This is a genomic window from Fictibacillus sp. KU28468 (assembly GCF_026153615.1).
Lineage (GTDB): Bacteria > Bacillota > Bacilli > Bacillales > Fictibacillaceae > Fictibacillus_C > Fictibacillus_C marinisediminis.
Genome location: NZ_CP110666.1, coordinates 1,934,686 through 1,959,414, shown reverse-complemented (window position 1 = coordinate 1,959,414; position 24,729 = coordinate 1,934,686). Strand labels below are relative to the sequence as shown.

Annotated in this window: 31 protein-coding genes; 3 read left to right on the top strand and 28 right to left on the bottom strand. The window is 45.8% G+C overall.

The features are described from left to right. Positions 1 to 45 precede the first annotated feature (45 nt). The 21 genes from OKX00_RS10165 to OKX00_RS10065 all read right to left on the bottom strand — a co-directional run bounded on the left by OKX00_RS10165 (position 46) and on the right by OKX00_RS10065 (position 16,715). Entirely contained in the window at positions 46 to 1,527 is a 1,482-nt protein-coding gene (locus tag OKX00_RS10165; protein ID WP_062235252.1) for a spore germination protein, read from the bottom strand. Next, positions 1,487 to 2,086: a stage V sporulation protein SpoVABEA gene (locus OKX00_RS10160; RefSeq protein WP_265410286.1), complete on the bottom strand. Its 600-nt coding sequence runs from the start codon at positions 2,084 to 2,086 to the stop codon at positions 1,487 to 1,489. The genes OKX00_RS10165 and OKX00_RS10160 overlap by 41 nt, the downstream gene beginning before the upstream one ends. A gap of 5 nt (positions 2,087 to 2,091) precedes the next feature. After that, positions 2,092 to 2,442 (bottom strand): stage V sporulation protein AE, encoded by a 351-nt coding sequence (gene spoVAE / locus OKX00_RS10155; RefSeq protein WP_062235246.1) that lies wholly within the window; start codon positions 2,440 to 2,442, stop codon positions 2,092 to 2,094. Continuing rightward, entirely contained in the window at positions 2,442 to 3,461 is a 1,020-nt protein-coding gene (gene spoVAD / locus OKX00_RS10150; protein WP_062235244.1) for a stage V sporulation protein AD, read from the bottom strand. Before spoVAD ends, spoVAE begins: the two co-directional genes overlap by 1 nt. Before the next feature lie 13 nt (positions 3,462 to 3,474). Next, positions 3,475 to 3,930, bottom strand: a complete 456-nt coding sequence (gene spoVAC / locus OKX00_RS10145; RefSeq protein ID WP_265410285.1) for a stage V sporulation protein AC — start codon at positions 3,928 to 3,930, stop codon at positions 3,475 to 3,477. A 16-nt stretch (positions 3,931 to 3,946) separates the two neighbouring features. Continuing rightward, on the bottom strand, positions 3,947 to 4,369 hold the full coding sequence (locus OKX00_RS10140; RefSeq protein WP_053357997.1) for a stage V sporulation protein AB: 423 nt from the start codon (positions 4,367 to 4,369) through the stop codon (positions 3,947 to 3,949). Continuing rightward, positions 4,359 to 4,982 (bottom strand): stage V sporulation protein AA, encoded by a 624-nt coding sequence (locus OKX00_RS10135; RefSeq protein ID WP_053357996.1) that lies wholly within the window; start codon positions 4,980 to 4,982, stop codon positions 4,359 to 4,361. The genes OKX00_RS10140 and OKX00_RS10135 overlap by 11 nt, the downstream gene beginning before the upstream one ends. Before the next feature lie 171 nt (positions 4,983 to 5,153). Further along, entirely contained in the window at positions 5,154 to 5,909 is a 756-nt protein-coding gene (gene sigF, locus OKX00_RS10130; RefSeq protein WP_053357995.1) for an RNA polymerase sporulation sigma factor SigF, read from the bottom strand. A gap of 12 nt (positions 5,910 to 5,921) precedes the next feature. Beyond that, entirely contained in the window at positions 5,922 to 6,362 is a 441-nt protein-coding gene (spoIIAB, locus tag OKX00_RS10125; protein ID WP_053357994.1) for an anti-sigma F factor, read from the bottom strand. A 2-nt stretch (positions 6,363 to 6,364) separates the two neighbouring features. Next, positions 6,365 to 6,715: an anti-sigma F factor antagonist gene (gene spoIIAA / locus OKX00_RS10120; RefSeq protein WP_053357993.1), complete on the bottom strand. Its 351-nt coding sequence runs from the start codon at positions 6,713 to 6,715 to the stop codon at positions 6,365 to 6,367. 110 nt (positions 6,716 to 6,825) lie between these two features. Next, positions 6,826 to 7,989 carry a D-alanyl-D-alanine carboxypeptidase family protein gene (locus tag OKX00_RS10115; protein ID WP_416054319.1) on the bottom strand — a complete coding sequence of 388 codons (1,164 nt, stop codon included), beginning with the start codon at positions 7,987 to 7,989 and terminating at the stop codon, positions 6,826 to 6,828. A 116-nt stretch (positions 7,990 to 8,105) separates the two neighbouring features. Further along, positions 8,106 to 9,410, bottom strand: coding sequence for a pyrimidine-nucleoside phosphorylase (locus OKX00_RS10110; protein ID WP_265410284.1), 1,305 nt, complete (start codon positions 9,408 to 9,410; stop codon positions 8,106 to 8,108). Between the two features lie 18 nt (positions 9,411 to 9,428). After that, positions 9,429 to 10,259 carry a purine-nucleoside phosphorylase gene (locus tag OKX00_RS10105; RefSeq protein ID WP_265410283.1) on the bottom strand — a complete coding sequence of 277 codons (831 nt, stop codon included), beginning with the start codon at positions 10,257 to 10,259 and terminating at the stop codon, positions 9,429 to 9,431. Between the two features lie 14 nt (positions 10,260 to 10,273). Continuing rightward, positions 10,274 to 11,092 carry a purine-nucleoside phosphorylase gene (locus tag OKX00_RS10100; protein ID WP_265410282.1) on the bottom strand — a complete coding sequence of 273 codons (819 nt, stop codon included), beginning with the start codon at positions 11,090 to 11,092 and terminating at the stop codon, positions 10,274 to 10,276. 11 nt (positions 11,093 to 11,103) lie between these two features. After that, the gene (gene deoB, locus OKX00_RS10095; RefSeq protein WP_265410281.1) at positions 11,104 to 12,288 is read right to left on the bottom strand and encodes a phosphopentomutase; all 1,185 of its coding nucleotides are present in this window, start codon (positions 12,286 to 12,288) and stop codon (positions 11,104 to 11,106) included. A gap of 115 nt (positions 12,289 to 12,403) precedes the next feature. Then, entirely contained in the window at positions 12,404 to 13,294 is an 891-nt protein-coding gene (xerD, locus tag OKX00_RS10090; RefSeq protein WP_062235225.1) for a site-specific tyrosine recombinase XerD, read from the bottom strand. An 11-nt stretch (positions 13,295 to 13,305) separates the two neighbouring features. After that, positions 13,306 to 13,545 carry a YqzK family protein gene (locus OKX00_RS10085; protein WP_053357986.1) on the bottom strand — a complete coding sequence of 80 codons (240 nt, stop codon included), beginning with the start codon at positions 13,543 to 13,545 and terminating at the stop codon, positions 13,306 to 13,308. 147 nt (positions 13,546 to 13,692) lie between these two features. Beyond that, complete coding sequence (locus OKX00_RS10080) at positions 13,693 to 14,154, bottom strand: ferric iron uptake transcriptional regulator (protein ID WP_265410280.1); 462 nt, start codon at positions 14,152 to 14,154, stop codon at positions 13,693 to 13,695. Between the two features lie 117 nt (positions 14,155 to 14,271). Continuing rightward, positions 14,272 to 14,910 (bottom strand): stage II sporulation protein M, encoded by a 639-nt coding sequence (spoIIM, locus tag OKX00_RS10075; protein ID WP_265410279.1) that lies wholly within the window; start codon positions 14,908 to 14,910, stop codon positions 14,272 to 14,274. 64 nt (positions 14,911 to 14,974) lie between these two features. Beyond that, on the bottom strand, positions 14,975 to 16,168 hold the full coding sequence (locus OKX00_RS10070; RefSeq protein WP_265410515.1) for an endonuclease Q family protein: 1,194 nt from the start codon (positions 16,166 to 16,168) through the stop codon (positions 14,975 to 14,977). Further along, positions 16,161 to 16,715: an NUDIX hydrolase gene (locus OKX00_RS10065; RefSeq protein WP_091004795.1), complete on the bottom strand. Its 555-nt coding sequence runs from the start codon at positions 16,713 to 16,715 to the stop codon at positions 16,161 to 16,163. Before OKX00_RS10065 ends, OKX00_RS10070 begins: the two co-directional genes overlap by 8 nt. Before the next feature lie 100 nt (positions 16,716 to 16,815). Between OKX00_RS10065 and mciZ the strand changes: the two genes are divergently transcribed. Next, a complete protein-coding gene (gene mciZ, locus OKX00_RS10060) occupies positions 16,816 to 16,953 on the top strand; it encodes a Z-ring formation inhibitor MciZ (protein ID WP_053357981.1) in 138 nt (45 codons plus the stop codon). 84 nt (positions 16,954 to 17,037) lie between these two features. Further along, positions 17,038 to 17,955: an aldo/keto reductase gene (locus tag OKX00_RS10055; RefSeq protein WP_265410278.1), complete on the top strand. Its 918-nt coding sequence runs from the start codon at positions 17,038 to 17,040 to the stop codon at positions 17,953 to 17,955. 49 nt (positions 17,956 to 18,004) lie between these two features. Here the strand turns inward: OKX00_RS10055 and OKX00_RS10050 are convergent, their stop codons facing one another. From OKX00_RS10050 to OKX00_RS10035, 4 genes are read right to left on the bottom strand one after another with little or no spacing between them, the layout of a single operon-like run. Continuing rightward, entirely contained in the window at positions 18,005 to 19,186 is a 1,182-nt protein-coding gene (locus OKX00_RS10050; protein WP_265410277.1) for a thiolase family protein, read from the bottom strand. 27 nt (positions 19,187 to 19,213) lie between these two features. Then, positions 19,214 to 19,867, bottom strand: coding sequence for a CoA transferase subunit B (locus OKX00_RS10045; RefSeq protein WP_265410276.1), 654 nt, complete (start codon positions 19,865 to 19,867; stop codon positions 19,214 to 19,216). Between the two features lie 22 nt (positions 19,868 to 19,889). Beyond that, positions 19,890 to 20,579, bottom strand: coding sequence for a CoA transferase subunit A (locus OKX00_RS10040; RefSeq protein WP_265410275.1), 690 nt, complete (start codon positions 20,577 to 20,579; stop codon positions 19,890 to 19,892). Between the two features lie 12 nt (positions 20,580 to 20,591). Further along, entirely contained in the window at positions 20,592 to 21,788 is a 1,197-nt protein-coding gene (locus OKX00_RS10035; RefSeq protein ID WP_265410274.1) for an acetyl-CoA C-acetyltransferase, read from the bottom strand. A 140-nt stretch (positions 21,789 to 21,928) separates the two neighbouring features. Here OKX00_RS10035 and OKX00_RS10030 point away from each other — a divergent pair, with 140 nt between their 5' ends. Continuing rightward, positions 21,929 to 22,840, top strand: coding sequence for a hydroxymethylglutaryl-CoA lyase (locus OKX00_RS10030; RefSeq protein ID WP_265410273.1), 912 nt, complete (start codon positions 21,929 to 21,931; stop codon positions 22,838 to 22,840). 100 nt (positions 22,841 to 22,940) lie between these two features. Here OKX00_RS10030 and OKX00_RS10025 read toward each other — a convergent pair whose 3' ends face one another. From OKX00_RS10025 to OKX00_RS10015, 3 genes are all read right to left on the bottom strand, one after another. After that, a complete protein-coding gene (locus OKX00_RS10025) occupies positions 22,941 to 23,279 on the bottom strand; it encodes an iron-sulfur cluster biosynthesis family protein (protein ID WP_265410272.1) in 339 nt (112 codons plus the stop codon). 2 nt (positions 23,280 to 23,281) lie between these two features. Next, complete coding sequence (locus OKX00_RS10020) at positions 23,282 to 23,833, bottom strand: PadR family transcriptional regulator (protein ID WP_265410271.1); 552 nt, start codon at positions 23,831 to 23,833, stop codon at positions 23,282 to 23,284. 198 nt (positions 23,834 to 24,031) lie between these two features. Then, entirely contained in the window at positions 24,032 to 24,607 is a 576-nt protein-coding gene (locus OKX00_RS10015) for a DedA family protein (protein WP_062235186.1), read from the bottom strand. Positions 24,608 to 24,729: the final 122 nt, after the last annotated feature.

The window sequence follows — 24,729 nt, the reverse complement described above, 5'->3', positions numbered from 1 at the left end:
GTTATGAACAAATTTATCACAAATTTTTTCTTTCGGCAATACTTCTTAGGAAGTCGGCTGTTTTTTGCTGTTCTGCGGATGGACGATGCTTGGCCTGATCTTTGAGAGCGGCACAGCGAGCCGGATGACAATCTGCAGGAAGGCTTTTGCGTTAAACGGTATAAATGGCCATAAGTAAGGGGTATTCAAGTTCTTCATCGAGCACAGATAAAGCATTATTAAGGTGATCCCACCTACAAATCCCGGCACATGGAAAATGGCAGTTAAGATAAGCAGCAGGAGCCGGAGCATCTTATTGGCTACACTCAGCTCATAGCTTGGAGTCGAGAAACCGCCGATCGCCGCTACGGAAACATAGAGAATAACTTCTGGAACAAACAGTCCGACATCGATCGCGATCTGTCCGATCAATACGGCAGCGATCAAACCCATGGCCGTCGACAGCGGACTGGGGGTATGGATAGCCGCTACCCTCAATATTTCTATCCCGATCTCAGCAAAGAGGATCTGCAGAAATAAAGGAATATGCGTCGTTTTGTTCGGACCGATAAAATCAATATTAGGAGGAAGCAGGTTTTCCTGAGTGGCATAGAGGTACCAGAGAGGCACAAGTAAAAGTGAAGCGATAATCCCTGCGAAACGGACCCATCGGATAAAAGCTCCTACCATCGGGGTCTGCCTGAACTCTTCAGCATGCTGAATATGGTGGAAATAAGTAGTCGGGGTAATGATGACCGATGGGCTTGTATCCGTAATAATCAGAACATGCCCCTCCATGAGATGCTGTGCAGCGACATCCGGCCGCTCGGTATAACGGACGAGCGGAAAAGGATCCCAGCCTTGCTTTACAAGAAATTCTTCGATCGTTTTATCGGCCATTGGAATACCGTCGATGTCAATGCTCTGCAATTCTTTTTTGACAAGGTTGACGAGCCCGGGATCGGCAATGTCATCAATATAGCAGATACAGATGTCTGTTTTGGATCGTTTACCGACCTGCATTATTTCGTGGCGGAGCCGTTCATCCCTGATCCGCCTGCGGGTAAGAGCTGTATTGACAATTATATTTTCCGTATATCCATCACGGGAGCCGCGGACTACCTTTTCTGTATCCGGTTCTTCCGGCTGCCTGCCCGGATAGCTACGGACATCCACGATGAAAGCTTGGTCTTCCCCTTCAAGAAAGACGGCAATCAATCCAGAAAGCATGCGGTCAATAGCAATCTCCAAATTGTCGGTCAGTTCCACCTGCTGGTGAGACAGATGTTCATGAAGAATTTCTTTTACATTGGAGGGAGCCCGATGCCCATGGTCCATGTCCATGAGCTCTCTCATGATCTCAATGATAAAAAGGCTGTCACATAGTCCAGTGCAATAATAGATCTGGACTTCTTTTTTTAATAGATGCAGTTTCCTGACACCCACATCAAAGCTGATTCCGATGCCCAGCCGTGATTTCAGCTGCTGTTCGTTCTCTTGGATTTTTTTACTGATTGGTGTCTTTTTCCTTTCTTTCGATCCCTGCATTATAACCGCTCCTTTCTAAAATGGTTTCAACCGCCATACTTGTAATCGGGGCTCCTTTTTCCACTGCGTCATGGCCGGCCATCTTTCCGATATCACCGATACCGATGACGATCGGGAGGTTCAATTCATCAAGTATATAGACGGTATCTCCGTTGATCCTGCCTGTCTCAAAATCGGGAACACCGCTCTTGTCAATCCCGTATTCTGTAAAGCTCCCATACCGGTCGATGGAAAAATGAACTTTAGTCCATTCCGAATGATGGGTTTTGGATGCGACGGCTATTGCGCCGAGCACCTCGATGTCCCGATGGCTGCACACAATTCTCATTGCGAGTTCTCCCGGGCCTTCGCCGCGGAATCCGCAATCATCGAACATGACGAGGACGGGATCGTGGGGCGTCTGCATGATCATTCTTACAAGCTGGTGCCCGCTTATTTTCGAAGGGTTCCCCCAGGACTGGGATATACAGCGTCCACCTATTTTTCTGGCTACATGCTCTACTGCTCGCAAAGCATATAAATCTCCGTCTGTAATGAGGATGACACGCTTCTTTCCCAATGTTTTCACCCCTTAGGCTTAAATATTAATGCGACCAGAAAACCGAATAGAATGGCAGATGAGATACCGGCTGAAGTCAGTTCAAAGATTCCCATGGCTATTCCAATAAACCCATGATCGTCTGCTGATGCCATCGCACCATGCAGCAGGTTATGCCCAAAGCTCGTGATCGGAACAGTAGCTCCTGCACCTGCAAATTTAATAAGATTATCATAAATTCCAAATGCATCCAGCGCTGCTCCAACGACAACAAAGGAGGTGGTGACGTGTGCAGGAGTTAATTTAAACACATCCATCATGAGCTGGCCGACTACACATATGGCGCCTCCGACTAAAAATGCCCATAAATACTCCATTACTTAAGCACCTCCTTTGTACTTTCAAGAACTACTCCGTGAGCAATCGTTGGAATGGATTCTTTCTGCTGCATCATCGTCGGATTCAGGAGTGCACCAGTGGCTACGACTAAAATTCGGTTCAAATTACCTGATTGGAGTTCTTTTACAAGGTGGCCGTATGTTACGACTGCAGAGCAGGCACAGCCGCTTCCGCCGGCAAACACTTCCTGATCAGGACGGTACATCATCAGACCGCAATCTCTGTGATTCTTTGAGATATCTACACCTTGCTCACTTAAGAGCATCTTAACGATCGGTGAACCGACTGCTGAAAGGTCCCCTGTTACGATTAAATCGTAGTAATCCGGGTTATTCCCTGTCTCTTTAAGGTGAGCCGCGATAGTATCTGCTGCTGCAGGCGCCATCGCTGAACCCATATCAAAAGGATCCTTGATCCCAAAGTCTTTTACTTTTCCAATCGTGGCTGCGGTTATTTTTATGGATGATGGTTCTCTGCTGACGAGAGCAGCCCCCGCTCCTGTCACCGTGAACGTTGCCGTATCCGGCTTTTGTCCGCCATATTCGGTTGGATACCGGAATTGTCGTTCAGCTGTAGCGTTATGTGAACTTACGGCCGCTACTACCCGGTTGGCGTAGCCCCCATCCACCAGGGCAGCACCGACTGCAAGAGATTCCATCGAAGTGGAACAGGCTCCGAAGACACCAAGGAAAGGAATTTCATTCGCTCTTGCCACATAGTTTGCTGTTACAACCTGATTGAGCAGATCGCCAGCAAGGAAAAAATTAATATCCTCGTTTGACAATTTTGCCTTGTTCAGACAGCTCGTGATTGAATCTTCCATCAAACGGCGCTCTGCGAGTTCCCAGTTCTTTTCATTACAATGAAGTTCTTTGTACTTTACATCAAACATCGCTCCGAGCGGGCCTTCACTTTCCATTGGGCCTACAGCTGTTCCTGTTGAATTTAAAAAGACCTGTTCTCCAAATTTCCACGTTTGCCTTCCGAGCAGTTTCATATCCATCGTTCCTTTACATTAGTGTTTTAAACGCATACCTGATCATTCCGAAGATATAGGCTGATACAGCTCCGAATACAATAACAGCGCCCGCCAGTTTGAATAAGTTCGTGGCGATACCAAGTACAATCCCTTCACTCTTGTGTTCAAGCGCTGCGCTGGTCACAGCGTTGGCGAACCCTGTAACCGGGACAGCTGATCCTGCACCGCCGAACTGTCCGATCTTGTCATACACCCCGATGCCTGTCAGCAAAGCGGCGATTAGAATCAGTGTAGCTGCAGTTGGATTGCCTGCTGTCTGTTCATTAAAGTTGAAATAGGTCATATAAAACTTCTGAAGGGCTTCACCTATAATACAGATGAATCCACCCACCAAAAATGCCTTCAAGCAGTTAATGAAATAAGGTGGTTTCGGCTGCAAGGGTTTGATTTTTTCGGCATAAGCCTGCTGCTGTTCTTTACTGGACATGTTCATTTCTCCTGTCTTATTGATTTACGTATACCATCCAATGAAACAAAGATCCCAACACTTTTCCTAATACGATCGCCATTAGTATCACGAGAAGTTTTTCTCCGAACCCGATTCTTTTTGCCAGGATCGGGAGTACGTTCAGCACTTCGGTTAAGGCCGCGGCAAGCATTCCGATAAATACACCGCAAAAGATCCCGATCGGAATGAGAAGCAGCGGCGAGGCATGGATGGAGGCATTTCTCAAGTTCAGCCATCCCCCGATCACTGCCCCTAACACAACACTCCACTCATAAGCCCGTATAAAACAGTACGTTTTACTGAGCTGCATCAGCCGGGGAATAATCCCCAGAACCGTTAAAAAAGCAACAAATCCCGATCCTACAGCAATACCACCGCCTAAACCGATAAAAGCAAGGAAAACACTCTTAATCTCCATGGATCTTCTTCTCGGTCTCTTTGTTCTCATGAATAACGACATACTGATCCAGATCCTGCTGGTATTTAAACATTTCAACTTCCAGAGGACTCGGTTCTTCGTTCAGCCTCTTCTTGAACACATGGTTAAAAAATAAGACCATTCCGAGCCCAAGCCCAAATGAATAGGGAATCTGCAGAAGAAGAGGCTGATTGTTATAGCTGCCGGTAATCATAAAATAGATCTTCTGATGGACCACCTGCATGCTTACATCCTCGTGAAAATTCATTATGGCAAGGGCTGAACCGATAAACAGGAGCAGCCAAACAAGTACAAAGTATACAGGTGCCATTTTCTTCTTTTTAAATTGTATTTCAAGTATCGTTTGGGCGGGGCCTACCGTTTGGATATCACAATTTGGCAGAACATCCTGGATCTTTTTCACGACTTTCATAACATCAAGAACAACCAGATGCTTATCTGCCGGTTTTACTTGATGAATAATCAGGTCCTGTAGCTTTTTGGCAGCTGCCGGTGATGCGACAATCTGTGCGACCGTTCCAAGTGTAACGGGCTGCTGAAGAACAACCTGAACCTTTTGTCTCATACGTATGTAAACAGTAGATTCCTCCATGGTTGTGCCTCCTGTTTTCTTCGACATTCGTTTTTAGTATGTATTTGGCAAAGTTGTCTCATTCTTCATACCCGGATTATCCATCAATTGCCAACAAGAAAAGCAAAAGCGCCGAGCTTGACATTCCATCTATGCAAAATCTTTGCAAAATAAAAAAGCCAAATGGACTGGTTAATCCATCTGGCTTTTCATCTGAGCTAATATTTTCTTTTCAAGGCGAGATACTTGGACCTGTGAGATGCCAAGGCGCTCAGCCACTTCCGATTGTGTCTGGTCTTTGTAGTAGCGGAGATAAACGATAACCCGCTCCCTTTCATCTAGAGATTCGATGGCCTCCTGCAAGGTGATTTTGTCAAACCATTTGTTATCAGCTGTATCTGCGATTTGGTCAAGAAGTGTGATAGGATCTCCGTCGTTTTCATAAACGGTCTCGTGGATCGACGTCGGTGCACGCACAGCTTCCTGTGCAAGCACAACTTCCTCAACGGTGATCTCCAGCTTTTCAGCGACTTCATTGACAGTAGGTGTTCTGCCAAGACCTTTTGACAATTCATCCTTCGCTTTCCTTACTTTGTTCCCCATTTCTTTCAGCGATCTGCTGACCTTTACTGTACCATCATCCCGGATGAACCGCTGGATCTCTCCGATGATCATCGGAACGGCATACGTAGAAAAGCGTACGTCATAACTCAGGTCGAACTTATCCACCGACTTTAGGAGGCCGATGCTGCCGATTTGAAAAAGATCGTCCGGTTCGTATCCCCTGTTGATAAAACGCTGTACAACTGACCAGACAAGGCGCATGTTCTTCTCCACGATCAAATCACGGGCAGATTGGTCGCCTTCCTGGCTTCGTTTGATCAATAACTTGATTTCCTCATCCTTTAAGTACGATTCATTCTTACCGCCTTTAACCTCGACATCCATAAGGCATACCCCTTAATTGATAACCGCTTTATTTTTTGCCAGGAATTTAGTCAAGTGAATCGTGGTGCCATAGGAAGGTTCTGAGATCACTTCCACCTCATCCATAAAATTCTCCATGATCGTAAAGCCCATTCCAGACCGTTCAAGCTCCGGTTTTGAAGTGAACAGCGGCTGTCTCGCCTCGTCGAGATCCTGGATTCCTATCCCCTTATCTCTGATTGTCAGCTTAACCGTATCTTCATCAATAGTGACTTCAATGTATACGATTCCATCCGCACGATTCTCATAGCCATGAATAATAGCATTGGTTACCGCTTCAGAGACGACCGTCTTAATCTCTGTCAATTCATCCACTGTCGGATCCAGCTGGGCAATAAAAGCAGCGACTGTAACCCTCGCGAACGATTCATTCTGGCTCAGCGCCGAAAACTGGATTTTCATTTCGTTTCTCATGTTTAAGCCACCCCCAGTGTTTGTAGGGCATATTCTTCATTTTCTTCCAGCCTGATAATCTTAAAGAGGCCAGACATGTCGAATAGACGTTTAACTGCCGGAGAGATCGCGCATACCACCATCTCACCGTGGTTGTTCTTGATCTGTTTATACCTGCCAAGGATAACGCCGAGGCCAGAACTGTCCATGAAAGCCAAACCTTCAAGGTTCAGCATGATATGTTCAATCTTTTTGCTCTTTAAAATATCATCAACCTTTGACCTCAGTTCATCAGCGGTATGATGGTCCAGTTCCCCTTCAAGGCGTATACATAAAACGGTATGCTTAATCTCCAGCCCGATGTTAAGACTCAACTTTCTCTCCTCCTTTTTCTTGATACGAAAATGTTTCGATAAAAAAAGGACGAAATCCTCCACTATTACAAAACTAGTGCGGATTCGTCCATATTAGTCAAATCATGCAATTAAGACGATTTTGCCATATGGCCAATCGTACGTTTAAATAAACTCCACCATGAAGCGCTCTTCACATTCTCAGATGCAAGCAGCGGGCTTTTGGTGATCGTTTTTCCACCTTTAACAATACTGAGTGTCCCTACCTGCTGGCCTTTTTTGATCGGCATCTTCAGATCAGGAGTAACTGTGATCTTTGGATTCACTTTGTTTTCTTTTTCACCGCGCTTGGAAAGGACAGAAATACTTTCAGAAGTTACAACCGCCAGCCTCTGCTTGTTCCCCTTCTGGATTTTAACCTGCTTCACAATTTGATGGCGATCATACAATTTCTTAGTTGCGTACTGAGAGAAGGCATAATCAAACATTTCGGTGATCTGCTTGTTCCGTTCCTTCGGATTCGGTGCACCCATCACAACAGCGATGACACGCATATCATGCTTTTTAGCTGTAGCTGTAAGGCAATACTTGGCCTCCTGGGTAAATCCGGTTTTCAAACCGTCTGTCCCTGGATAAAACTTTACAAGCCTGTTCGTGTTCACGAGCCAGAATTTTTTCGATGTGTTTTGGCGAAGGTATTCTTCGTAAAGGCCGGTATATTTCGTAATCTCTTCATGCTTCAAAAGTTCTTTGCCCATAATTGCCATATCGTGAGCAGAAGAATAGTGGCCGGCTGCAGGCAGTCCCGTCACATTTTTAAAGAATGTCTCATTGAGTCTCAGCTGTTTTGCTTTTTTGTTCATCATGTCTACGAAAGAAGACTCGGATCCTCCGATTTTCTCAGCCATCGCGACAGAAGCATCATTGGCACTGCCGATGGCGATTCCTTTCATCATGTCATGAACGGTCATCTCTTCGCCCGGCTCAAGGAAAATTTGAGAGCCTCCCATTGACGCGGCATACTCACTTACCCGGACGGGATCAGTGAGTTTAATTTTACCGGAATCCAGTGCTTCCATGATTAAAATCATCGTCATAATTTTTGTCATGCTCGCAGGCGGCAGCTTTTTATGGCTGTTCTTATTAAATAATACCGTACCTGTATCACGCTCGATTAAAATGGCAGATGAAGAATTTGGAGCAAGCTTTAATGTTTTTTCAGCAGCAAACGTACGACCTCCGCCAACGGATAGCAGGAGTGCCATCGCAACAGCAACCACTATGTATCGTTTCATTGCATTTTCCCTCCAATTCATGATACCCCTATTTTTTCCATTAATTTTCCGTTTATACAGGGGATGGAAGAAAAGCAAAAAGGATCATCCGAATGGATGATCCTCAAGAGAAATAATTATTCTTTGATCTCTTTGTATACAAGAGTAGGAGCTGTAACACTTTCTGATGATACCGTGTAAGCCGCATGAATTTTCTCAACGACTGCTTTCACGTCTTCTGTGTTGCTGTAGATCGTAACCAGCGAATCTCCAGCAGCAACTTGATCGCCGACTTTCTTCTTCAGCATAAGTCCGACAGCCAAATCAATTTCAGATTCTTTAGTCGCACGGCCTGCGCCTAGAAGCATAGCTGCTGTTCCGATTTCATTAGCAACGATCTCTGAAACATATCCATCTTGTTTGGCTTCTACTTCAAAAGTATATTTCGCCTGCGGAAGTTTAGATGGATCATCGACTACGGATGCATCCCCGCCTTGTGCACTCAAGAACGTTTTCAGCTGTTCCAATGCCTTGCCGTTCGTCATGACTTCTTTTAATTTCTCGCGTGCTTCTTCAAGGGATTCAGCTTGTTTAGCCAGATAAACCATGTGGCTTCCAAGCGTTAGGCAAAGCTCTTCAAGATCTTCAGGACCTTGGCCTTTTAATGTATCAATGGCTTCTTTTACTTCAAGTGCGTTACCGATGGCAAATCCGAGAGGCTGGCTCATGTCAGAAATGACAGCCATTGTATTTCTGCCAACGGTATTCCCGATTTGAACCATTGCTTTTGCGAGTTCCTCTGCTTCTTCAACGGTTTTCATGAACGCGCCTGCACCCGTTTTAACATCAAGAACGATTGCATCTGCACCAGCTGCGATCTTCTTGCTCATGATCGAGCTTGCGATCAATGGAATGGAGTTAACAGTCGCTGTAACATCACGCAAGCCGTATAATTTTTTGTCAGCGGGCGTCAGATTACCACTTTGGCCGATAACGGCTACCTTATTTTTATTCACGAGAGAGATGAACTCTTCGTTATCGATCTCTACGTGGAAACCTGGTACAGCTTCAAGCTTGTCGATCGTTCCGCCGGTATGGCCAAGGCCTCGGCCGGACATTTTAGCGACAGGAACATTCAGAGCAGCTACCAATGGAGCCAGGACTAATGTTGTTGTGTCACCTACGCCGCCAGTAGAGTGTTTATCCACTTTGATTCCTTCAATGCCGGACAAATCAATCTGATCGCCGGACTCCACCATCGCTAGGGTAAAGTTCGCACGCTCTTCTGTTGTCATGTCCTGGAAATAGACAGCCATCGCGAAGGCTGCCATCTGGTAATCAGGCACGCTTCCGTTAGTATAGTTCGTAATAATAAAATCAATTTCTTCTTTCGTCAGTTCTTTGCCGTCTCTCTTCTTTTCAATCAAATCAACCATTCTCATATTCAAACACCGCTTTCATCACAAAGTAACATTTTTGACTAATTCTTTAACCAAGTTGATAAATTTCGGTTTTGTCCGGTTGGCAACTGCCACCACTTGTTCATGCGTAAGCGGTTCAAGCTCATCCGCGATCGCCATGTCGGTTATACAGGAGATTCCGATGATTTTCATGCTCATATGGCTGGCAACGATTACTTCTGGAACGGTAGACATTCCTATTGCATCTCCGCCTACCGTACGCAGCATGCGAAGCTCGGCTTTGGTCATGTAGGTCGGGCCAGTGATCCCGGCGTACACTCCCTGCTGCACTTTAATTCCAAGGTTTGCTGCTGTATCTTTCGTAAATTGAACAAGTTCAGGTGTATATGCTGTGCTCATGTCAGGAAAACGTGGTCCAAGTTCAGCATCATTTGGCCCGATCAGAGGGTTCGCTCCTGTCATATTCAAATGATCATCAATGATCATGAGGTCACCAGCCGAAAATTCAGGGTTCATACCTCCGCAAGCGTTTGTCACGATTAGAAGTTTTACGCCAAGGCCTTTCATTACACGGACAGGAAAGGTAACATCCTGCATGCTGTAGCCTTCATAGAAATGAAATCTTCCTTGCATTGCTAAAACCGTTTTTCCGTTAAGCGTTCCGATGACCAATTTACCTGCGTGGCCTTCAACCGTTGATACCGGGAAATGAGGGATTTCGCTGTAATCGATCTGAACTGCGTTTTCGATCTCATCTGCTAGCTCCCCAAGACCTGAACCAAGAATAAGGCCGATTTCAGGATGCATCCCCTCTGTTCTGGATTGGATCATATTTGCTGCTTCATTCATTTTGGTTAATAGTGTAGCCATTTTTCTTCCTCCCCTTAAATGCTTTTTACGATTCCTTTTACAAGACCAAGAAAATTGGATTTAACCCGTTCTGTTGTTTCCATTACTTCATCATGGGTCAACGGCTGATCTAGAATTCCTGCTGCCATGTTCGAAATGCAGGAAAGTCCGAGAACCTTCATTCCAGAATGGCGGGCTATGATTACTTCGGGGACAGTGGACATACCTACTGCATCTCCGCCCAATGTTCTGAGCATGCGAATCTCTGCCGGCGTTTCATAGCTTGGACCAGAATTCGCCACATAGACTCCCTCTTTTAACGTTATGCTGAGGGATGAAGCTGTACTGCGCGCAATTTCCTGCAGGCACTGAGTGTAAGCTTCAGACATATCGGGAAACCTGACCCCAAAGGAGCTGTCGTTTGGTCCGATCAAAGGATTGTCGCTCAGATTATTGATATGATCTGTAATCAGCATCAGATCTCCTGCTTCAAAAGAAGTGTTGATCCCGCCTGCTGCATTGGTCACGAGGACACTCTCCACACCAAGCTCCTTCATGACTCTGACAGGGAAGGTGACTTTCTCCAGAGTGTAGCCTTCATAATAATGAAAACGGCCCTGCATCGCAATGACCTGTTTGCCTTCAAGCTCCCCAATAACAAGCTGGCCGGCATGCCCCTCAACCGTCGATACAGGAAATTCAGGTATTTCGCCGTAAGGAAGAATAACAGCATTTTCGATTTCATCAGCCAATATCCCCAAACCTGATCCCAGGATGAGGCCGATTTCCGGTTTTGCGGACAGTTTTTCTTGAATAAAGTTTGCAGCAGTCTGTATCTGTTTCAATTCTCCCATTTCTTTTCCTCCTAATTTAGTTGATCAAGAAAACTTTTTCCATATTCAGGCATCTTCACGTTGTAGTTGGCGGCTACCGTCGCCCCGATATCGGCAAAGGTTTTACTCACCTTTAAAGGTTTTCCTGATTCGATTCCTTTGTAATACACAAGAAGCGGAACATATTCTCTCGTATGGTCTGTTCCATGATGAACCGGATCATTTCCGTGATCGGCTGTAATAATCAGAACATCATCTTCGTTAAGTTTTTCAAAAACCTCCGGAAGGCGGGCGTCAAACTCTTCAAGAGCTTGTCCATAACCTTTTGGATCCCTTCTGTGTCCGAACAGGGCGTCGAAATCAACAAGGTTTATGAAGTTCAGTCCAGTAAACGATTGATCCATCGATTTAACGAGCTGATCCATGCCATCCATATTGGATTTGGTGCGGATCGCTTCCGTAACTCCTTCACCGTCATAGATGTCGGAAATCTTCCCGAGCGCGATCACATCATAACCGCTGTCCTTCAGTTCGTTCATAACCGTTCTCCCAAACGGTTTCAACGCATAATCATGACGGTTGGCTGTCCGTTTGAAGTCACCGGGTTTGCCGACAAATGGCCGCGCGATAATGCGGCCGACCATATATTTATCGTTTTTGGTAAGTTCCCTTGCTATCTCACAGATTTTGTACAGTTCTTCAAGCGGGACCACTTCTTCATGAGCCGCGATTTGCAGAACGGAATCCGCAGAGGTATAGACGATGAGCGCTCCTGTATTCACATGCTCCTCACCCAGTTCATCCAGAATTTCCGTCCCTGAAGCTGGTTTGTTGCCGATGATCTTGCGTCCGGATTTTTCTTCAAGCACCTGAATCAAGTCATCAGGAAATCCTTCTGGGAACGTTTGAAAAGGCTGTTCGATATGAAGGCCCATGATTTCCCAGTGCCCTGTCATCGTATCTTTGCCGTTCGATGCTTCCTGAAGCTTAGCAAAATGTGCTTTCGGCTTTTCTGCAGGCTTGATCCCTTTGATTTCCCGAATGTTGCTCAGGCCTAAAGATTCCATGTTCGGCATATGAAGCCCGTTCATTTTTTCAGCGATATGGCCAAGTGTATCCGATCCTTTATCATCAAACTTTCCGGCATCCGGTGCTTCTCCGATTCCGACAGAATCCATTACAATCAAAAACGTGCGTTTGAACTTTTTATATTTCATTCTTAAAAAACCTCCAAAACTAATTAATTCATCTTTAGATACTATATCCTCACACCCGCTTGAACAAACTCGGAGCGATGATGTCAGAAGTCAGACATCTATGTAAAAAAAAAGGCTAAGCCCTTGGATGATAGGCAGCGTAAATATCTTTAAGCCTTGTTTTCGACACGTGGGTATAGATTTGCGTGGTGGAAATGTCTGCATGGCCGAGCATCTCCTGTACCGCCCGCAGATCCGCTCCATTTTCCAGCAAATGCGTCGCGAACGAATGTCTAAGCGTATGGGGAGTCAATTCTTTTTCAATATTTGCTTTTTTGGCAAGCTGTTTTAAAATTTTCCAAAAACCTTGCCTTGATAAACGGTTTCCGTGGTGGTTCAAAAACAAAGCGTTCCCGCTCTTGCCTTTTGAAAGTGCAGGACGGCCCTTATCCAAATAGGTTTGTATGGCCCCTGTCGCCATTTTACCGAGCGGAATAATACGTTCTTTGTTTCCTTTTCCAAGACAACGCAAAAACCCCATTGATAAATGGACATCGGCAAGATCCAGGCTTACCAGTTCCGTCACCCTGATCCCGGTCGCATATAGGAGCTCGAGCATGGCCTTGTCCCTGATCCCGAACGTTTCATGGGTATCAGACGTATCTAAAAGCGCTTCCACTTCGTTCATAGCCAGCACCTTCGGAAGCTTGCGTTCAGCTTTGGGTGTTTCAATATGTACAGATGGGTCAGATTCGCTCGCCTTTTCACGAAGCAGAAACTGGTGAAACGAACGGATAGATGCAATGTTCCTCGCAATAGTTGTTGTAGCCTTGCCGTTTTCTTTAAGATGAAGCAGGTAACCTATTATATTTGCACGTTGAATCTGGTTGATATCTGAAATGTTTTCCACTTTTTCAATGAAAAGCACATACTGCTCAAGGTCGCGGCGGTAAGAATCCACCGTGTTTTTAGAAAGACCACGCTCGACTATTAAATAATGAATAAAATCCTGGACATGATCTGTCATATCTGCGCTCCTTATTCACTGGATTCGTAGAAAAACAGCAATCGGATGAGCCAATTGCTCTCCTCTTTATTCGTAGTGGCAGCGTCACTTTGGAAAACCTTGACCGCTTTCCCCTTCGGCACATCGTACCGGTGATAATCCTGGTACTCCTGGTTGATCCAAAGCAGCCCAAAGTAGAATAACAATGTGCAAGCTGTAAAAGATAAAAATATTTTTGATGTGTTCCAGCATAACCTCAGCCAAGATCTCATGGTTCAGCGGCCTCCCCGTACTATAATATTAGTACAGGTTATGCCAAAGAATTGCGGTTATATACACATTTTCTAATTTTACTACAACTTTACGTTAACTGATTCTTTCGGATTTGTAAATAAATAAAAAATGATGAGTACCTTTCATCAAGGGGTCTCATCATTTTTATCATTTCCGTTACAGCGGTGGCAGATGCCGTGAAAAGTGAGGCGGTGGTCTTTAATTTTAAAATTCCAGCCCTCTTCAACGACCTTTTCCACATCTTCCAGCAGATCCTCTTGGATTTCATCGACCGCTCCGCATTCAAGGCAAACGAGATGATGATGGAAGTGAGCTGCTCCTTCTGTACGAAGATCATATCTCGATACGCCATCTCCAAAATTTATTTTATCGACTACTTTCAGTTCAGTTAATAGTTCTAATGTACGGTAGACAGTGGCAAGACCTATCTCTGGTGATTTCTCCTTCACAAGAAGATAGACGTCCTCTGCACTTAAATGATCTTCCTCATTTTCCAGGAGGACCCTAACTGTAGCTTCTCGTTGGGGAGTAAGCTTATAGCTCTGGGAATGCAGCTGTTTTTTGATCCGGTCAAGACGGCTTTCCATACCTAATCCTCCCTTATGTTTCACATGATTATTATAAGGCATGGAAAGAAAAGGTGTCAATTTAAAATAATTATAATTTGCAGTTTATAATTATTATTTTATGGTAGTTTTTATTCTTTATTTGGACCCCAAACTCATGACTCCTTCCATCAGAAGCGGTGAAAGATACGCTTCAAAGGCGGATGCAACAGCCAGGAACAATCCTACTGCGATAATGAGAGCTGAATATTTAAAGAACTTTGGAAAAAAGGGGTCGCTCGATTTTTTCAAAAACTGCTGTCTGATCATTTTAACGGAAAATAGAATAGAAGCGGCAGCTGCCACGATCAATCCCGGAACCAGAATGAGGTTCTGTGGAAGAACGGAAACAAAAGCGAGCAAGAATCCGTGCCAGCCCATCTGATTCACGAGAAAACCGACCGTAAACCCGATGACTACCCCTTTAATGAAGAGCATGATCAAGATGACCGGCAGTCCGATAACAGACAGCCCAAGAATCCACATCACCGCTATATATTTAATATAATGGCTGTAGCTTTGTGAGAACATATCCTCTGGATCAGCAAAACTCCCTTTGGAGACCTCCCCGAAAAACCGGGACAAATAATTCAGCAGGTCCTGTTTTTGGCTCAGTGTCAGGCTGTTTACAATAACAGCTCCAAAAATAACGCCCATCAGCAAGAGGACGGATACAAACACATACAGCGAATAATGCTCTTGAAGGTGCAACAGTACAAACCTTTTAATAGACCGCATCTCTATTTCCTCCCTTAATCTCTTATTTCATTCTATGAAAGTCAGAGGGAGGTATGTCTATTTTTTATCTGCTAGATTTGCCTGATGCTACTTTCCCGTACTTGCCGCCCCCGCCAGACTGGAAAGATAGCTTGCCTTCCCTTGCACGCAGAATATGATGCACGATCGTTTGCGGAGCAGCTTCCATTAAATCTTTTTCTTCTACCTCATGAAGGATCGCCATGTCCGTTCCAAAATGATCCCTTAGTTTTTGCAGCGTTTTCGGTCCAAGAGCAGGAATGAACTCCAGTGGAACTTGATGGATATAAGGCGGCCTTTCTTTGTGATCTGACTGGTGCATGGCGCATTTTCCTAATTCATTGATCCGGTTTTTAACACCTCGTATCGTTGATGAACTCCCGCATTGTTTGCATACGGTCCCTTTCTCTTCCTCGATGAACGCAGAGCATTTAGCGCAGGTCGTTTCATAATACTTGCCGAGTCTCGGATTTAAGCCGTAGTTGGCTGTAATCCCCCTCCCCTGTTCCTCTTTTAATGCCTGTTTGAATTCCAGAAAAGTAGGTTTCTCCATCCGGATCGTCTGGTATTCCCGTCCGATCTTTTCCAGAGAATGCGCGTCTGAATTTGAAAGAAATGGATAGGACGTCAGTTCTTCAACAGCAAAAGCCATAGACGTATCCGAACTTAAACCGAGTTCGATGGCATCTATGAGGTCTGGAAGGAAAACTTCTGAAAGAGAAGCGTTTACCCCTTTTCCATACAAGCTCTTATGCGGAGTGAACACGTGAGCCGGGATAAACAGTCCTCCCAGTTCTTTCGTTTTTCTTTGAAGGTTATGGGCCGACTCGTAAATTCGCTGCGAGCTTAACGTAATATTTTTCATCCGCCCGGCCATATAAAAACTGAACTGTTTCATCTTTTCAAGTGTAGGAAAAAACACTAGAACATGGATAGGCCCTTTGCAGTTCTCATCATAGATTTCGATTTCGGACCCTGGCAGAAGGCACACCTTCTCATACCATAATCCGCCTTCTTCGTGTTCAGCCATGACACCCGATTCTAGCATCTCCTCTAGTTCTTGAATCACTTCCGGCACGTGGCAGTCAATGATACCAAGAAGATCGATTCCTTTAACGGCAGAAGCCATATCTAAAATAGCAGATAAAGTCAGGGATTTGGCCCCCGTTATCTTTACAGGCTTTCCAGAACGCGACCTTCCGATATGTACATGCAGGTCCGCGTAATACGTATTAAGCATCTTTCTCAAGCTTTCTCTTCAATAGTACATATTGTACGGCATAAGCGGTCTTCGCATCGTGTATCTGCTGGTTTTTTACGAATTCCTCCGCCTCTTCAATAGATACTTCAAGAACATCCAGAAACTCATCCTCATCGGGCTGCTGTTCTTTGCACTCTTTAAGGGAATCCGTGTAATACAGGTGGATCAATTCGTCTGCAAATCCCGGTGAAGTATAGAACGATGATAAATACTCAAGCGATCCGCATTCATAGCCTGTTTCTTCGAGCAGTTCACGCTTCGCACACTCCAGCGGATCTTCATTCTTCTCAAGCTTTCCTGCTGGTATTTCAACGATCGTCTTTTCCAAGGCTTTACGGTACTGTCTCACAAGCAGCAGTTTATTTTCCGGTGTAAGGGCAATAATAGCTACTGCCCCGGGATGTTTTACAATCTCGCGCTTGCTTTTGTTGCCGTTGGGAAGCAGGACTTCCTGTATTTCTAAATCTATGATTTTTCCAGAATAAACCGGGGTTGTTGATATTGTCGTTTCTTTTAAATGATCCATTGCTTGTCTCACTCCTGGTTCTATATCTTATTTGGCTACATAAAGTCTATCATAAGCCGGTAATGATGAACACGATAACGCCATATTGAGGAGGAAACCCGTGAAAGTGTATATCCAGCATAATGGTGTAACAATGGTAGGAAAAGCTTGGCAGATTAAATATATGCTCAAGCACTATATGAAGCAGCATTCCACTGTAAAGGAGTGGATCACTTCCTCCCCAGGACATAAACGCTGACCCCTTCCAGGCTGGAAGGTTTTTTTTTGCCTGTTTTCATGCTACTCTTTTTGTAATTCATTCATACAAGGAGATGATTTTCCCATGAAGCAGAATAAACTTGGAGCCTCTGATTTGTTTGTAAGCGAAATCGGGCTCGGCTGCATGTCCATTGAGCCTGGTAATGAAACAGAAGGAAGAGAAATGATTCAAAGAGCGTATGAAGAAGGCGTCACTTTTTTCGACACCGCTGATCTTTATCACTTCGGCTGGAATGAAGAATTTGTAGGAAAAAGCGTAAAGCCTTTCAGAGACAAGATCGTTCTCTCCACAAAAGTTGGCAACCGCTGGACCGCGGGTAAAGAGGGCTGGGACTGGGATCCATCAAAGACATACATAAAAACAGCGGTAAAAGACAGCCTCCACCGCCTGCAGACGGACTACATCGACTTATATCAGCTCCATGGGGGAACCATTGAAGACAATATGGATGAAACCATCGCCGCCTTCGATGAACTGAAAAAGGAGGGCCACATCCGGGAATATGGTATCTCTTCGATCAGACCAAACGTGATATCGTATTATGCGGAACATTCAGACATCGTGAGTGTCATGATGCAGTACAGCATTCTTGACCGTCGCCCGGAGGAAGAGATGCTTGATTTTCTTCATGATAAAAACATCAGCGTGATCGCACGCGGACCTGTTGCGAAAGGCTGGCTCTCTAAACGAGCGCTGCAGCGCAACGAAAGCGATCAGTACTTGGATTATGAAGGAAAGGAGATCCAGGAACTCGTCAAACACTTGCACAGCGAATTTGGAAGTGAAAACCGTTTGAGCCAGACTGCGATCCGTTATGCTCTTCATCACCCTGCCGTCGCTTCGGCTATTCCAGGCGCGAGTTCTGTGGAACAGCTTCTTTCCAATATCGGAGCCAGCACTATGCATGAACTGGCTTCCGATGAGGTTAGCGCCGTCCGTTCGTTGTCTAAAAAGAACGTCTATGAACAGCATAGAAGATAAAATGAAAAAGCTTCACGGCTGTCATCATGGGCGGCCGTGAAGCTTTTATTTATGAAACGTTCTCTATAATCATGGCAATTCCCTGGCCTCCGCCGATGCACAGGCTCGCTAAACCATACTTACCGCCCCGGTTCCGGAGTTCATAAGATAAAGAAAGCAAGAGCCTTGCTCCGCTTGCTCCCACTGGATGGCCGAGTGCAATCGCTCCGCCGTTGACATTGGTTTTTTCCCGATCTAGCCCCAATTCTTTCTCAACCGCCAGATACTGTGAAGCAAACGCTTCGTTTACTTCAACCAGGTCCATGTCTCCAATCGTCAGGTTTGCTTTGGCCAATGCCTTTTGTGCGGCAGGAACTGGGCCGATTCCCATAATCTTTGGATCAACCCCGCAGACTGCCCATGATACAATTTTCGACATCGGTTTAACTCGTTTGTTCTGAACGCTTTCCTCTCCTGCCAGAATAAGAGATACAGCACCATCATTGATCCCGCTTGAATTTCCTGCTGTTACGGTTCCGTCTTTTTTAAACGACGGTCTCAGTGCTAAAAGCTGTTCCAGAGTGGAGTCGGGTTTGACGAGTTCGTCCGTTTCCAGCTGCTGCTTCCTCTTTTCATCAACTGCAACCGCAATGATCTCTTCAGCAAAACGGCTGCTGCCAATCGCTCTTGCGGCTCTTTGGTGGCTCAAAAGCGCATATTGATCCTGTTCTTCTCTTGTTATACCGTACATCTCTGCCAGGTTTTCAGCGGTAATCCCCATTCCGCACCCGATATACTGATCTGTTAAGGTGTGAAGAAGCATATCTTCAAGCTGGAGGTTTCCAAATTTCTGTCCCTGGAAGCGCTGGTTAAAGGTCGAATGAGGGCTCATGGACATGTTCTCAATCCCTCCGCATAACGCCAGCTGTGCGTCTCCGGTTTGGATGGAAAGCGCACTGCTGATCACCGCCTGAAGGCCGGAACCGCATAACCGGTTAACTAGCATTGCCGGCACCGTTTCAGGAATATCCGACCTTAGTGCGATATGCCTTGCTGCGTAAGCCGCATCAATGCTCGAATGAATCACATTTCCGTACACCACTTCTCCTATTTCTTCAGGATTGACTTTTGCACGCTGAAGCGCTTCATGGGCGGTTATTGTTCCAAGCTGCAAGGATGAGATATTTTTCAATGATTTACCAAAGCTCCCGAAGGGAGTCCTCGCCCCTTCCACCACATAGACTGAACTCATCATCTTCCTCCCCGTTTGTTTTAACTGTTAGTAAGCGTCCGTTTTTACATTTTCATCAATGATCAAATCAGGGTCCGTGCATGCTTGAATGTCCTCAACGGTATAACCCGCAGCTACCTCTGCCAGCTTAAGACCCTGTTCTGTCACATCTAGAACGGCCCTGTCTGTAATAATGCGGTGTACGACACCTTTTCCTGTTAACGGCAGGCTGCAGTTCTTCAAGATCTTGCTTTGGCCGCTTTTATTCACATGTTCCATGATCACGATAATTTTTTTTGCGCCATGGACGAGATCCATCGCACCGCCCATGCCTTTGATCATTTTGCCCGGAATCATCCAGTTGGCCAGATCACCATTCTCTGAAACTTCCATCCCGCCAAGAATGGCGATGTCAACATGGCCGCCCCTGATCATGGCAAACGATTCGGCACTGTCAAAGTAAGATGCTCCCTTAATGGCCGTAACCGTTTCTTTCCCTGCATTGATCAAGTCCGGATCTACGTCAGATTCCCTCGGGTACGGACCGATTCCGAGCAGGCCGTTTTCGGACTGCAGGACAACGCTCTTGTTTTCACTTATGTAATTCGCAACCATGGTAGGCATTCCAATGCCAAGATTGACGTAGAATCCGTTCTCAATCTCTCTTTCTGCTCTTCTTGCGATTTTTTCTCTATTATTCATCGCCATTCCCCGCTTTCTCTGCTTATGATTGAACGGTCAGTCGTTCGATGCGCTTTTCCTGCTGTGCGACGATTATCTTCTGTACGTAAATTCCCGGTGTATGAATACCGTCTGCGTCCAATTCTCCTATTTCATGCAGCTCTTCCACTTCTGCAATGGTTACTTTGCCTGCCGCTGCGATCATAGGGTTAAAATTTCTTGCTGTTTTGTTGTAGATCAAGTTTCCTGCCTTGTCTCCATGCGCCGCACGGATCAGGCTGTAGTCAGCGGTCAGCCCTTTTTCTAAAAGGTACTCTTTCCCATTGAATGTGCGGACTTCTTTGCCTTCTGCGATCGGTGTACCGACTCCGGCTGGTGTGTAAAAGGCGGGAATGCCTGCACCGCCCGCGCGGATCCGTTCAGCAAGCGTCCCTTGCGGAATCAGCTCGACTTCAATCTCGCCGGAGAGCACCTGTCTCTCAAACTCCTTGTTTTCTCCCACATAGGAACCTACCATTTTTCTAATCTGCTTGTTCTTCAGGAGCAAGCCAAGCCCCCAATCATCCACGCCGCAGTTATTGGAGATGACGGTTAAATCCTTCGTCCCCTTTTCAACGAGCGCCAGAATCAATTTTTCAGGAATTCCAACGAGACCGAATCCGCCGACCATCAGCGTTGATCCGTCCTTAATCTCTTCAATCGCATGCAGTGCACTGGTTTCTATAGATTTCATTCTGCTCCCCCCTTATTGCCACTTTTCATTTTCTACGATTGTAGCTACTCCCTGGCCGCCGCCGATGCAAAGGGTAGCAAGCCCGTACCGGTTCTCTCTTCTTCTCATCTCGTGCAGAAGGGTCACAAGGATTCTCGCGCCGCTTGCTCCGATCGGATGGCCAAGGGCGATTGCGCCTCCGTTGACATTCAATTTTTCATCTGAGAACTGAAGCTCTTTTCCTACAGCAAGCGACTGTGCCGCAAACGCTTCGTTCGCTTCGATCAAATCGATATCTTCAAGCGTTATCCCTGACTTTTCGAGCACTTTTTTCGTGGCATCTACCGGGCCGATTCCCATTATGCTTGGATCAACACCTGCACTTGCATTGGCTACAATTCTTGCGAGAGGCGTCAGGCCAAGTTCTTCTGCTTTTTTTCTGGATACAACAACAAGAGCAGCTGCGCCGTCATTTATGCCTGAAGCATTTCCCGCTGTTACTGTGCCGTCCTTTTTAAATGCCGGTCTCAGCTTTCCTAGCTTTTCGGCTGTCGTCCCTTTCTTCGGATATTCATCCTCTGAGAACAGCAGTGGATCTCCTTTTCTTTGCGGAATCTCAACCGTTACGATCTCATCCGAAAATTTGCCATCCTCCATGGCTCTTTCACATTTCTGCTGGCTGTCTGCTGCAAACTGATCCATCTCCTGGCGGTTCAAGCCATAGGCGTCACAGAGATTCTCAGCCGTAATCCCCATATGGTAATCATTAAAGGCACACCATAATCCGTCATGAACCATGGAATCAACCAGCTTGCCGTCTCCCATGCGCAATCCGTTTCTTGCATCGTTCAAAAGATATGGCGCCGCACTCATATTTTCCATTCCGCCGCATACGACCACTTCCGCTTCTCCGAGCGTGACCGCCTGGCTGGCTAAATGAAGAGCCTTCAGTCCGGAACCGCATACCTTGTTGATCGTCATACTTGAAACCCTCTGCGGCAGTCCCGCTTTCATGGCCGCCTGGCGCGCCGGGTTCTGGCCCAATCCTGCCTGAAGAACATTCCCCATGATCACTTCACTCACTTCATCCGCTGAAACGCCTGCCCGCGACAGTGCTTCTTTAATTACAATGGCTCCCAGCTCTGTGGCGGGGATATCCTTCAAACTTCCCAGGAAGCTGCCGATCGGTGTTCTGACAGCGCTTACAATCACTGCATCTTGTAGTGCCATAATTTCTTCTCACTCCCGTATTTTTTTCTGAATATTCCTTATTATCATACCATAATTCCATGCTCCGTATTGCAACTTAAGGAGGTAAAACGTAAAATAAAGGAAAGATTTCATACATAACGCAATGACTAGGAGGAGCTATGGAACTACCCCAAAGAGTCACCATCATTGAAGTTGGACCGCGCGACGGACTGCAAAACGAAAAGCAGCTCGTGCCGGCGGAAGACAAGATCCGTTTTATTCATAAACTGAAATCTTCGGGAATTCAAGAAATGGAGCTTACCTCGTTCGTCTCTCCCAAATGGGTGCCGCAGATGGGGGATGCTGAACAAGTGATCGAGCATTGCACCGATGACAGCACTCGAAATATCGTGCTCGTTCCGAACGGAAAAGGAGTAGAGCGCCTGCTTTCTTCCGGATGTAAGAACGCAGCTTTTTTTGTCGGTGTGAGTGATACGTTCAACCGGAAAAATATTAATAAAAGCACGAGAGAGAGCATGGATGAGCTTGCTCCGCTCATCAGAGACCTGAAACGGAAGGGCTTTTTTGTGCGGGCATGTATTTCGACGGCTTTTTATTGTCCGTATGAAGGAAAAATGGACGAACAGGCTGTCCTGAAACTATGTGAGGAATTTTCAGATCTGGGAGTAGATGAGCTCTCCGTCGCCGATACGATCGGGCTTGCTAATCCTCAGGAAGTTTATGACTTGTTTGCCCTGCTTAAGCATCATCTTCCTTCTGCCCTGCTCATCGCTGCCCATTTTCATGACACACGCGGCATGGCCCTGGCTAATATCTTTTCTGCCCTTCAGGCAGGTGTGGACCGCTTCGACACGTCCGCAGGGGGGCTTGGCGGCTGTCCGTTTGCTCCGGGAGCAACAGGAAATGTGGCAACAGAAGATACTGTTTACATGCTGAATCGTATGGGTATCTCGACCGGCATCCAGCTCGATCTTCTCCTTGAGGCTGTGGAGTTTATCTCTCCTTTTGTTTCCCGCAGCCTTCAAAGCAGGCAATACCTTCTTTCAAAACAGGAAAAGACGCCCTTTTAGGCGTCTTTCATCATCATTGATGCACTAAAAAATAGGAAAGACGCCCTTTTAGGCGTCTTTTTTCAGTATTGAAACACTGGATTTAAAAAAAGATGCCCTATTATGCGTCTTTTCCTGTTTTTATTTTATTTTCGAGCCTAAGATGCGGATTGAGCATCTGGTTCGGGCTTTTTAGCTGAAACGTATGGTGTTCCTTTTTAAAATCGATCGTCATCTGCTCATCAAAGAATACCATTTTGGTTTTCTCCATATAAACGGGCAGGAAGTTCGTTTCAAGCTGGACCGTGCCCCTTGGTTCTTCATCCACAATCCAGAGTGCGGACACCCCGCTGACAACACAGCCGCACCCTTCCGTATCATACTTTAGCAGTACGCTGTCTCCTTCCTGCATCTTACTCTTTATCTTTTCGATCGCCCTTTCCGTCCATTCCAGTTTCATATTCACTTCTCCTTGCTGTTCATGGTTTGTATGACCTGAATGGCCCAGTCGCACCATTCAATCCAGTTTTGCAGGTATCTTCTCCCGAATTCCGATGTTAAATATTCGCCTAGATCCTCCTGCTGAAAGCTGTCTTCGGGAAAATGGCTGTCCTTCCAGTCTTTCATCAATCCCAGTCCGAAAGAATGCTGTTCCTTGGCCCGTTCTAAAAAAGCAACAGCCGTATCTGGAGGTATAAGATGAAACAATGAAACACGCAATAACAGGTCATCCTTTAGTTTCGGCTGTGAGATTTCCTTGCTCAGCAGCCATTTCAGCAGCCTCTCACAGCCTTTTGGTCCGATTTGATATACCTTCTTATCCGGATAGTCCACCTGATGAATCACTTGCGAGGTTACAAGCTCCTCTTCCTCCATCTTTACAAGTTCTCGATAAATCTGGGTATGATGGGCTGTCCAGAAGTGGATCATCGTTTCTTTAAACTGCTGATTCAGTTCATATCCGATTGCCTCGCTCTTGGCCAACAATCCAAGCAGCGCATATCTCAACGCCATCCTCTTCATTCCTTCTTTCCGTATCTGTTTGTCATTTTAACATATTCTACACAATTTTTAAGGGAAAATGCTTGATGAACATATGTGAAAATACACATATCAATAATAAGGCGAAAAGAGAGCAAAAGCTACAGAAGATCTCAAAAATCAAAAAGCGGAAACCTTCGAGATTTCCGCTTTTTTGATTTGTCTCTTATTTTAGCTTGCCGTCCTTTTCTTATAAACGAATTTATACAGTAAAAAACCAACCAGCAGGACTCCTGCCCCTGCAAGAATATAGGACTGTGAAGCCTGCAGCACATGATTAACGGTCTTGACTTCCCCCAGCCTGCCTAAAAACAGCATGGCAACTGCTAAAGGAAAGATGCCGATAAAGGTCAGCCCGCCGAATTTCCACCGATTGACCTTGCTCATCCCTGCTGCGTAGGAAACATAATTTCCGATTCCCAAAGGACGGGAAAGAGCAATGCTCCACTCTCCGTATTTTTTAAACACTTTCTTCGTTTTCTCTACTTTCTTCTCGTTGAACTTCTCTTTCATCTTGCTTTCAAGCTTATAACCTATCATATAAGGTACATAGCTGAATATGGTGTATACTGCACTTACTGCCAATGCCAGAAGCAAGCTCTCGACCAGGTTTGGCTTCAGCAGAAATCCGTAGATCAGAATGACCAGCGCACCGGGAAAAGGAATCGAGGAAGCCTCCAGGGCGGTCCCGATAAATAGCCCGACCGCTCCCAACTCTTTTAAAAAATGAAAGATCATTTCAAACATCCGTGCATCCTCCTCCTTCTTTCTCCCCCTCACTATTCCCTTTCCTGATGTTTTCAATCTCACCTGGTTTGAAACGGTTTATTACAGGGTAGATACGCTGTAGATAACTATTACAATCCATT

Excerpts from the sequence above, each read along its gene's own strand:
- spoVAE (WP_062235246.1), bottom strand. The coding sequence starts at position 2,442 with ATGGAGTATTTATGGGCATTTTTAGTCGGAGGCGCCATATGTGTAGTC.
- OKX00_RS10115 (WP_416054319.1), bottom strand. The coding sequence starts at position 7,989 with ATGAAACGATACATAGTGGTTGCTGTTGCGATGGCACTCCTGCTATCC.
- OKX00_RS10035 (WP_265410274.1), bottom strand. The coding sequence starts at position 21,788 with ATGGCACTACAAGATGCAGTGATTGTAAGCGCTGTCAGAACACCGATC.
- OKX00_RS10065 (WP_091004795.1), bottom strand. The coding sequence starts at position 16,715 with ATGGATCATTTAAAAGAAACGACAATATCAACAACCCCGGTTTATTCT.
- spoVAD (WP_062235244.1), bottom strand. The coding sequence starts at position 3,461 with ATGAAACTGCTCGGAAGGCAAACGTGGAAATTTGGAGAACAGGTCTTT.
- OKX00_RS10165 (WP_062235252.1), bottom strand. The coding sequence starts at position 1,527 with ATGCAGGGATCGAAAGAAAGGAAAAAGACACCAATCAGTAAAAAAATC.
- OKX00_RS10080 (WP_265410280.1), bottom strand. The coding sequence starts at position 14,154 with ATGGAAAGCCGTCTTGACCGGATCAAAAAACAGCTGCATTCCCAGAGC.
- OKX00_RS10015 (WP_062235186.1), bottom strand. The coding sequence starts at position 24,607 with ATGTTTGAAATGATCTTTCATTTTTTAAAAGAGTTGGGAGCGGTCGGG.
- OKX00_RS10020 (WP_265410271.1), bottom strand. The coding sequence starts at position 23,833 with ATGGCGTTGAGATATGCGCTGCTTGGATTGTTGGCCAAGAGCGAGGCA.
- OKX00_RS10070 (WP_265410515.1), bottom strand. The coding sequence starts at position 16,168 with ATGCTTAATACGTATTACGCGGACCTGCATGTACATATCGGAAGGTCG.
- OKX00_RS10135 (WP_053357996.1), bottom strand. The coding sequence starts at position 4,982 with ATGGAGGAATCTACTGTTTACATACGTATGAGACAAAAGGTTCAGGTT.
- deoB (WP_265410281.1), bottom strand. The coding sequence starts at position 12,288 with ATGAAATATAAAAAGTTCAAACGCACGTTTTTGATTGTAATGGATTCT.
- OKX00_RS10030 (WP_265410273.1), top strand. The coding sequence starts at position 21,929 with ATGGAACTACCCCAAAGAGTCACCATCATTGAAGTTGGACCGCGCGAC.
- OKX00_RS10110 (WP_265410284.1), bottom strand. The coding sequence starts at position 9,410 with ATGAGAATGGTTGATTTGATTGAAAAGAAGAGAGACGGCAAAGAACTG.
- OKX00_RS10140 (WP_053357997.1), bottom strand. The coding sequence starts at position 4,369 with ATGGAGATTAAGAGTGTTTTCCTTGCTTTTATCGGTTTAGGCGGTGGT.
- spoIIM (WP_265410279.1), bottom strand. The coding sequence starts at position 14,910 with ATGCGGTCTATTAAAAGGTTTGTACTGTTGCACCTTCAAGAGCATTAT.
- OKX00_RS10050 (WP_265410277.1), bottom strand. The coding sequence starts at position 19,186 with ATGAGTTCAGTCTATGTGGTGGAAGGGGCGAGGACTCCCTTCGGGAGC.
- spoIIAB (WP_053357994.1), bottom strand. The coding sequence starts at position 6,362 with ATGAGAAACGAAATGAAAATCCAGTTTTCGGCGCTGAGCCAGAATGAA.
- OKX00_RS10100 (WP_265410282.1), bottom strand. The coding sequence starts at position 11,092 with ATGGGAGAATTGAAACAGATACAGACTGCTGCAAACTTTATTCAAGAA.
- OKX00_RS10105 (WP_265410283.1), bottom strand. The coding sequence starts at position 10,259 with ATGGCTACACTATTAACCAAAATGAATGAAGCAGCAAATATGATCCAA.
- spoVAC (WP_265410285.1), bottom strand. The coding sequence starts at position 3,930 with ATGTCCAGTAAAGAACAGCAGCAGGCTTATGCCGAAAAAATCAAACCC.
- xerD (WP_062235225.1), bottom strand. The coding sequence starts at position 13,294 with ATGACAGATCATGTCCAGGATTTTATTCATTATTTAATAGTCGAGCGT.
- sigF (WP_053357995.1), bottom strand. The coding sequence starts at position 5,909 with ATGGATGTCGAGGTTAAAGGCGGTAAGAATGAATCGTACTTAAAGGAT.
- OKX00_RS10055 (WP_265410278.1), top strand. The coding sequence starts at position 17,038 with ATGAAGCAGAATAAACTTGGAGCCTCTGATTTGTTTGTAAGCGAAATC.
- OKX00_RS10040 (WP_265410275.1), bottom strand. The coding sequence starts at position 20,579 with ATGAAATCTATAGAAACCAGTGCACTGCATGCGATTGAAGAGATTAAG.
- OKX00_RS10045 (WP_265410276.1), bottom strand. The coding sequence starts at position 19,867 with ATGAATAATAGAGAAAAAATCGCAAGAAGAGCAGAAAGAGAGATTGAG.
- OKX00_RS10025 (WP_265410272.1), bottom strand. The coding sequence starts at position 23,279 with ATGAAACTGGAATGGACGGAAAGGGCGATCGAAAAGATAAAGAGTAAG.
- OKX00_RS10085 (WP_053357986.1), bottom strand. The coding sequence starts at position 13,545 with ATGAGATCTTGGCTGAGGTTATGCTGGAACACATCAAAAATATTTTTA.